The sequence below is a fragment of the Anaeromyxobacter sp. PSR-1 genome (assembly GCF_000964525.1).
In the GTDB taxonomy this organism is placed as follows: Bacteria; Myxococcota; Myxococcia; order Myxococcales; family Anaeromyxobacteraceae; genus Anaeromyxobacter.
Genome location: NZ_BAZG01000208.1, coordinates 1 through 7,337, shown reverse-complemented (window position 1 = coordinate 7,337; position 7,337 = coordinate 1). Strand labels below are relative to the sequence as shown.

Sequence of the window (7,337 nt, the reverse complement as noted above, 5' to 3'; positions counted from 1 at the left end):
ATCCCACCAGCCAGCGCTTCTACGCGCCGGTGGACCTCGACCACCCGCACCTCCTCGCGCAGCAGGGGCTGGCGCCGTCGGAGGGCACGCCGCAGTTCCACCAGCAGATGGCCTACGCGGTGGCGAGCCTGACCATCGACCGGTTCGAGAAGGCGCTGGGCCGCAAGGCGCTCTGGTCGCCGCGCGAGCTGCCGGAGCGCCCGCAGGACGACTCCACCTACGTGCCGCGCCTGCGCATCTACCCGCACGCGCTCCGCGAGGCGAACGCCTACTACAGCCCGGCGCGCAAGGCGCTCCTGTTCGGCTACTTCCGCGCCTCCGACGAGGACCCCGGCGATCACCTGCCCGGCAGCTTCGTGTTCACGGCGCTGTCGCAGGACATCGCCGCGCACGAGACCGCCCACGCGCTGCTCGACGGCATGCACCGCCGGTTCAACCGGCCCACCAACCTCGACATGCAGGCGTTCCACGAGGCGTTCGCCGACGTGGTGGCGCTGCTGCAGCACTTCACGTTCCCGGAGATCGTGCGCGACCAGGTGGCCCGCACGCGCGGCGCGCTGCGCACGCAGGCCAACCTGCTCGGTGCCCTGGCCACCGAGTTCGGGCGCGCCATGGGCACGCGCGCGGCGCTGCGCGACTACATCGGGCGGCGCGACCCGGTCACCGGCGTGTGGGCCCCGCACGTCCCGGATCCGGCCGAGTACGAGCAGGCGCGCGAGCCTCACGCGCGCGGCGCGATCCTCGTGTCGGCGGTGTTCGACGCGTTCCTGTCCATCTACGAGCGGCGCACCCGCGACCTGGTCCGCATCGCCACCGGCGGCTCGGGGGTGCTGCCGGAGGGCGACCTCCACCCGGACCTGGTGAACCGCCTGGCCGAGGAAGCCGCCCGCACCGCCGACCAGGTGCTGCGGATGTGCATCCGCGCGCTCGACTACTGCCCGCCGGTGGACCTCACGTTCGGCGAGTACCTGCGCGCGCTCGTCACCGCCGACCGCGACCTCGTGCCGGACGACGACCTGGGCTACCGGCTGGCGTTCGTCGAGGCGTTCCGGCGGCGCGCCATCTACCCGCGCGACGTGCGCACGCTCTCGGAGGACGCGCTGCTCTGGCGCGGTCCGGTCTCCGAGCGCGGGGTGGGCCCCTCGCCCGCGCTGGTCGAGGCGTTCGCGGCGCTGCGCCCGCACGCGCGCAGCCACCTCGACGCGAGCTCGCGGGAGGTGCTGTTCCACCGCGCCCGCGCGCTCCGCGCGGTGCTGCACGACCGGCTGAAGGCGGTGCTGGCCGCGCAGCCGCCCGACTCCGACGACGCGCTCCTGCTCGGGCTCGACCTCGAGGCGGCGCCCACGTTCCAGGTGCACTCGGCCCGGTTCGCCGAGCGCATCGGGCCGGACGGCCAGCACGTCCCGCAGTGCATCGTGGAGCTGCTGCAGCACCGCGACGACGCGCGCAGCGCGGCGCGACCGGACCTCGGGCCGGTGCGCTTCGAGGGCGGCGCCACGGTGGTGGTGGCGCTCCGCGAGGGCGACGGCGAGGGCGCGGCGCTCCGCTGGGTCATCCGCAAGTCGCTCCGCAGCGCCTCGCGCCTGGAGCGCCAGGTCGCGTTCGGCCAGAGCCGCGCCACCGGCTCGGCCTGGGACACCTACTTCGGCGCGCGGGCCCTGAAGACCGGGGTGGAGCCGTTCGCCGCCATCCACCGCAGCTAGCCCGGGCCGGGCGAGGAGAGGCCATGCGAGCGAACCGGAAGGCGACGGCGGCGAAGGGCGGCGGGCGCCGCGCGGACGGCGGGCGCGCCGTGCGCAACGAGGCGGTGGAGCGCCCCGCGCACCGCGGCGGGCGCGAGGACGGCGCGCCGCGGGTGCGGGTGCGCATGTACCGGCCCGGCCTGGGCGACTGCTTCCTGCTCACGTTCCAGCCGGACACGGCCGACGAGGCCCATGTGCTCGTGGACATCGGCACGGTGGGGCGGGGGGACGGCGTCCCGATGAAGGAGGTGGTGCGGGACCTCGCCGAGGTGACCGGCGGCCGGCTCGCCGCGGTGGTGGCGACGCACGAGCACGCCGACCACCTCTCCGGCTTCCCGGCGCTGGCCGACGCCGGCGTCACCGCCGGCGAGGCCTGGGTGGCCTGGACCGAGGATCCGACCGATCCGCTGGCGCGCGCGCTCCAGCGCTACCGGGGCGACCTGTTCACCGCCGCGGCGCAGGCCGCGTCGGCGCTCGACGCCGCGCCCCGCGACGGGCTGCTGGGCGTGCTCCAGGCCGGCGTGCGCGATCTCATGGCGTTCAACGGCTTCCTGCCGGACGAGCGCGGCGCGTCGCTCGGGGCCGCCGCGAAGGGCGGCGGCCTGAAGAAGACCATCGACGCGATGATGCGCTCGGCGCTCGGGCTCGCGCGGCGCGGCCCGCGGTACCTGTCGCCGGGCGACGTGCTGGAGCCGGCCTGGGCCCCGGGCGTGCGCGTCTACGTCCTCGGCCCGCCGCGCGACGAGGCCGCCATCCGGCAGCTGGGCAGCCACGGCTCGCCGGACCTGTACGAGCTCGCCGCGGTGCTGGGCGTCGAGCTGCCGGGCGCGCCCGGGGGGCCGGCGGCGGGCGGGCCGGTGCAGCCCTTCGACGCGGCGCTCGGGGTGCCGCTCGAGCGGGCGGGCGCCCTGGGCGGCGTGGCGGCCGCGTACGAGGCCGAGCCGTGGCGCCGCATCGACGAGGCGACGCTGGGGGCCGCGGCGGAGCTGGCGCTCCAGCTCGACAACGCGACCAACAACACCAGCCTCGTGCTCGCGATCGAGGCCGGGGACGAGGTGCTGCTGTTCCCCGGCGACGCGCAGCTCGGGAGCTGGCTGAGCTGGCCGGAGGTGACGTTCGCGGTGGACGAGCACGGGCGCCGCCGCACGGTGACCGGCGAGGACCTGCTCCGGCGCGTCACGTTCTACAAGGTCGGCCACCACGCCAGCCACAACGCGACCTCGCGCCCCGGGCTGGAGCTGATGTCCGGCCGCAACCTCACCGCCTTCATCCCGCTCGACGAGGGCGTGGCGCGCCGGCGCGAGTGGCCCATGCCGGCCCGCACGCTGTTCGCGGCGCTGAGGGAGAAGACGCGCGGCCGCGTGCTCAAGTCGGACAAGGACGCCGAGCAGGCCGCGCTGGCGCTGGCCGGCGTCTCGGTGGAGCGGCTGCACGTGGAGACGACGCTGCCGCTGGAGGCGCCCGCCGCCGCCCGCGAGCGGGCCACGCCGCGGGCGCGCGCGCACGCGTGACGGACCGGGGGGGCGGCCCGTGCCGCCGCGCCCCCGGCCCGATCACCGGCCACTAGAACCGGTGCGACACGCCCACGTCGAGCGTCCACGCGGTGAACGTGGTCTCGTACGCGGCGATCCCCTGCGCGAGGTTCGAGCCGGTCTGCTTGCCCTCGGGCGCGTAGGTCCCACCCACGTGCACCGAGGTGCGGCCGAGGTCGAGGCCCACGCCCGCGGTGACGTGGTGCTCGAGGACCGCCGGGAAGGCCAGGTTCTCGAGCGCGCGGTCGGCGTTCAGCGGGCTCTTGCCGTAGTCGTAGCCGGCGCGGAGCTTCAGCCAGCTCGCCGCGGCGTACTCGGCGCCGACCTTCAGCACCCACTGGTCCGACCAGTCGAGGTCGAGCTGCATGCCGCCGGTGAGCGCCGGGTCGGTCTGGAGGCGCGGCTGGTTGCGGCCGTTCGTCTGCGACCAGCGGATCCACTGCACGTCGGCGGCGACGGCGAGCCCCGCCACCGGCCGCACGCCCACGCCGAAGGTCAGCAGGTCGGGCTGATCCAGCTCGAGCTTCTCGACGCCCGGCCCGACGTTCGCGGTCGCGCCGGTGGCCGGGTCCACCACGATGGTGTGCGCCGGGACCTCGTACTGGAAGTCCTGGAACCAGCCGCGGCTCTCGTAGGCGAGGCCGGCGGTGAGCCACTCGACGGGCCGCCACGCGGCGCCGACCGTGAAGCCGCCGCCGTAGGAGATGGCGCCGTCGCGCGGCTGCAGCCCGAGCCCGCCGCCGGCGGAGTACTCGAGCGTCGCGTACATGATGTTCGCGGTGACGCCGAGCGAGAGCTGGGGCGTCACCTCGTAGGACACGCCGGGCGCGAGCCGGAGCTGCGAGTAGGACGTGTACAGCCTGCCGCCCAGCAGGTCCTGCGGGTAGTCCACGCCGAGCCCGGCGATGCCGTAGCCGCCCAGGCCGAACGTGATCCGATCGCCGAGCGGGACCACCAGGCCGAAGCCCGGGATGAGCGTCGGGCGGCGCGACGAGGTCTGCTCCTGCCCCGAGGCGGCCCCGACCGCGCGGTAGCGCACGTCGGCGTCGAGGACGGTGATCCCGAAGTCCACCCGGCCGTCCAGCAGCGACAGGCCCGCCGGGTTGGTGATCACGGTGGCCGCGTCGAGCGGGAGGCCCACCGACGCGCCGCCCATCGCGCTCTGCACCGGCCCGAAGCCGATCATGCGCATCCCGTTCACCGCCCCTGCCTGCGACGCCCACAGCGCGAGCGCCGCGGCGACGATCCACCTGTTGCCGGTCATCGTTGACTCTCCCTGGTTGGTCGAACCCCGGGGCCGCCCCTGCGGGGAACGTGCCGACCCTCCTGGAGGGACCGCAGGGTCTGCACTCCGGGTCACCGTGACCTTGCCCCGGGCCGGTCCGGCCTTCGCGGAGGGTACGCCTCACCGAGCGTAAACGACCGTCACCGGGGGTGTTTCGGGTCGGCTGGGACTCTCCGGCTTCCGGGTGACGGCGCCGCGGACCCAGGGTCAACGAGCGAGACCCCCGAAATCGGGATGATCCGATGTGCCGAGAGGTCGTCTCCGCGCGGCGCAGCACGCACCGCTCGTCACGGGGCCATGGCCCGCCCGACCTCCCCTGCGCGCAGCGGCGCCGGCTGGGCCACTGGACCGGTGACCGGGGTCAAGCGGCGCGCGGGCGGGCTGCCTTCCGCGCGGGCACGCCGCGTCCCTCGGTCCGGGGGCGCGCCGATTGCACCGTGCGTCACCTGGACCGTCGGTCCGAGTTCGTCCGGCGACGCCGCGAGGGCGCGGCGCAGAGGGTGGGAGAACGTCAGATGTCGACACTTCGCAACGCGAAGATCGCCACGCGGCTCACGGCGAGCTTCAGCCTGTACATGATCATCGCGGTCTTCGTGGCGGTCGCGCTGCTCTACGCGCTCGCCCGGGTGACCGACCGCGTCGCCGAGGTCTCGGCCGCTGCGCTCGACCGCGACGTCCTGGCCCAGCGCGCCGCGCTCGCCACCGGCGACGCCGGCGGGCTGCTCGCGCAGGCGATCGCGGCCCCCGACGACGCGCACCGCGCGCCGCCGCTCTCGCAGCTCGACCGGCTCCTCGACGAGGACGCCGCCGCGGCGCGCGCGCTCGCGGCCATGCCGCTCGACGCGGAGGAGCGCGCGCTGGTGGGCCAGGCGGAGGCCGCCGGCGCCCGGCTCCGCGACGCGGCCGCGCGCGCCCGGCGCACGCTGGGCCAGCCCGACGACCCGGTGCGCGCGACCGACCTGCAGCAGGTGATCGCGGCGCGCGCGGACCTCCAGGGCGCCTGGCAGCGCCTGGCCGGGCTCGAGACCGAGCGCGTGCGCGAGGCCGCCGCGGCCGCCCAGGCCGACGCGGCCGTGGTGCGGCTCTGGATCTACGCGGGGCTCACGCTCGCGGGCACGCTCGTGATCCTCGCGAGCGTGACGCTCACCCGCAGCATCACCGTCCCGCTGCGCGCCACGGTGGTCCACGCCGAGCGCATCGCGCGCGGCGACCTGCGCGAGGAGGTCGAGGTGACCGGTCGCGACGAGATCGGCCAGCTCGAGCAGGCGATGCAGGCCATGACCGAGAAGCTGGCCGAGGTGATCGGCGAGGTGCGCGGCAGCACCGACGCGCTCACCTCCGCGTCCCAGCAGCTCTCCGCCACGGCGCAGAACGTCTCGCAGGGCACCGGCGAGCAGGCCGCGTCGGTGGAGGAGACCACCTCCTCGCTCGAGGAGATGAGCGCGTCGATCACCCAGAACGCCGAGAACAGCCGCCAGACCGAGACGATGGCGCTGGAGGGCGCCCGGAACGCGCAGGAGAGCGGCGAGGCGGTGAAGCGCAGCGTGGAGGCGATGCGCACCATCGCCGAGAAGATCTCGATCATCGAGGAGATCGCCTACCAGACCAACCTGCTCGCGCTGAACGCGGCCATCGAGGCGGCGCGCGCCGGCGAGCACGGCCGCGGCTTCGCGGTGGTGGCCACCGAGGTCCGCAAGCTGGCGGAGCGGGCGCAGAAGTCGGCCGGGGAGATCGGCGCGCTGGCCGGCTCGTCGGTGGAGGTCGCGGAGCGCTCCGGCGCGCTCATCGCCGAGCTGGTGCCGGCGATCCGCAAGACCTCCGACCTGGTGCAGGAGGTGGCGGCCGCGTCGCGCGAGCAGTCCACCGGCGTCCGCCAGGTCACCAAGGCCATGGGCGTGGTGGACCAGGTCACGCAGCGGAACGCCTCCGCCGCCGAGGAGCTGTCGTCCACCGCCGAGGAGATGTCCTCGCAGGCCGAGGCGCTCCAGCAGCTCGTGGCGTTCTTCCGGGTCCGCGAGGCCCACGCCCCGGCCCGGCCGCGCCCGCCCATGGCGGCCCCGCGGCTGGCGCAGCCCTCGCCCGCGGCCGCCGCCGCACTTGCCCCGAGCGCGCCGGGCCGCGTGAACGGGAAGACGGACGGGGCGCTGGAGAAGGAGTTCAGGCGCTTCTGAGCGGATCGGCGGGCTCGGCGGGCGCGTCCGCGGTCACCGCCACCAGCAGGTAGGGCCCGGCCGCCCCGATCCACGCGCGGAGCGCGGCGCGGACCGGGCCCTCCAGCGCCAGCGCGAACCGGCGCGCGCGCAGCCCGCCCAGCCGCTCCGGCGGCGCGGGCGGGCCGAGGGAGAGGCGCACCGCGCGCAGCGGGACGGTGAGCCCGGTCCCGAGCCACTTCACCACCGCCTCCTTCGCGCCGAACGCGGCGCAGGCGGCGAAGCCGGGCCGGGGCTCGCCCAGCGCCCGCTCGAAGGCGCGCAGCTCCTCCGGCCAGAACGCCTCGCGGTGGAACGCGCCGTCGAGCGCCTCCACCCGCACCAGGTCCACCCCCACCGGCGCGCCGAACGCCGCCGCCGCGGCGACGCCCTCGGTGTGCGTGATGGAGACGTACGCGGGGAGGCGCGCGCCGCGGGCGTCGAGCGCCACCGGCTGCGCCGTCCCGGCCGACGCGTCGCGCAGCACCGCCGCGCACGCGCCCGGATCCCGCAGCAGCCGGCCCACCGCGGCCCGGGCCGCCGCGCGCCCGGCCGCGAACTCGAGCCGGCGCCGCGCGGTGGCCGCCGG

5 protein-coding genes are annotated in these 7,337 nt (G+C 76.2%); 3 read left to right on the top strand and 2 right to left on the bottom strand.

The features are described 5' to 3' along the window. Together PSR1_RS24090 and PSR1_RS20260 are read left to right on the top strand one after the other, a co-directional pair. The coding region (locus PSR1_RS24090) for a hypothetical protein (RefSeq protein ID WP_202813233.1) at positions 1-1,703 on the top strand (1,703 nt) is incomplete at its 5' end. Between the two features lie 23 nt (positions 1,704-1,726). Then, positions 1,727-3,253 (top strand): MBL fold metallo-hydrolase, encoded by a 1,527-nt coding sequence (locus PSR1_RS20260; RefSeq protein WP_059439208.1) that lies wholly within the window; start codon positions 1,727-1,729, stop codon positions 3,251-3,253. A 52-nt stretch (positions 3,254-3,305) separates the two neighbouring features. On the opposite strand, the gene PSR1_RS20255 is transcribed toward PSR1_RS20260, so the two are convergent. After that, a complete protein-coding gene (locus PSR1_RS20255) occupies positions 3,306-4,538 on the bottom strand; it encodes an OmpP1/FadL family transporter (RefSeq protein WP_059439207.1) in 1,233 nt (410 codons plus the stop codon). A 536-nt stretch (positions 4,539-5,074) separates the two neighbouring features. Here PSR1_RS20255 and PSR1_RS20250 point away from each other — a divergent pair. Further along, positions 5,075-6,730 carry a methyl-accepting chemotaxis protein gene (locus PSR1_RS20250; RefSeq protein ID WP_059439206.1) on the top strand — a complete coding sequence of 552 codons (1,656 nt, stop codon included), beginning with the start codon at positions 5,075-5,077 and terminating at the stop codon, positions 6,728-6,730. Here the strand turns inward: PSR1_RS20250 and PSR1_RS20245 are convergent. Continuing rightward, positions 6,717-7,337: 4'-phosphopantetheinyl transferase superfamily protein (locus tag PSR1_RS20245; RefSeq protein ID WP_059439205.1), on the bottom strand; the 621-nt coding region annotated here is incomplete at its 5' end. The genes PSR1_RS20250 and PSR1_RS20245 overlap by 14 nt on opposite strands.

Coding starts and splice junctions, on each gene's coding strand:
- PSR1_RS20250 (WP_059439206.1), top strand. CDS start 5,075: ATGTCGACACTTCGCAACGCGAAGATCGCCACGCGGCTCACGGCGAGC.
- PSR1_RS20255 (WP_059439207.1), bottom strand. CDS start 4,538: ATGACCGGCAACAGGTGGATCGTCGCCGCGGCGCTCGCGCTGTGGGCG.
- PSR1_RS20260 (WP_059439208.1), top strand. CDS start 1,727: ATGCGAGCGAACCGGAAGGCGACGGCGGCGAAGGGCGGCGGGCGCCGC.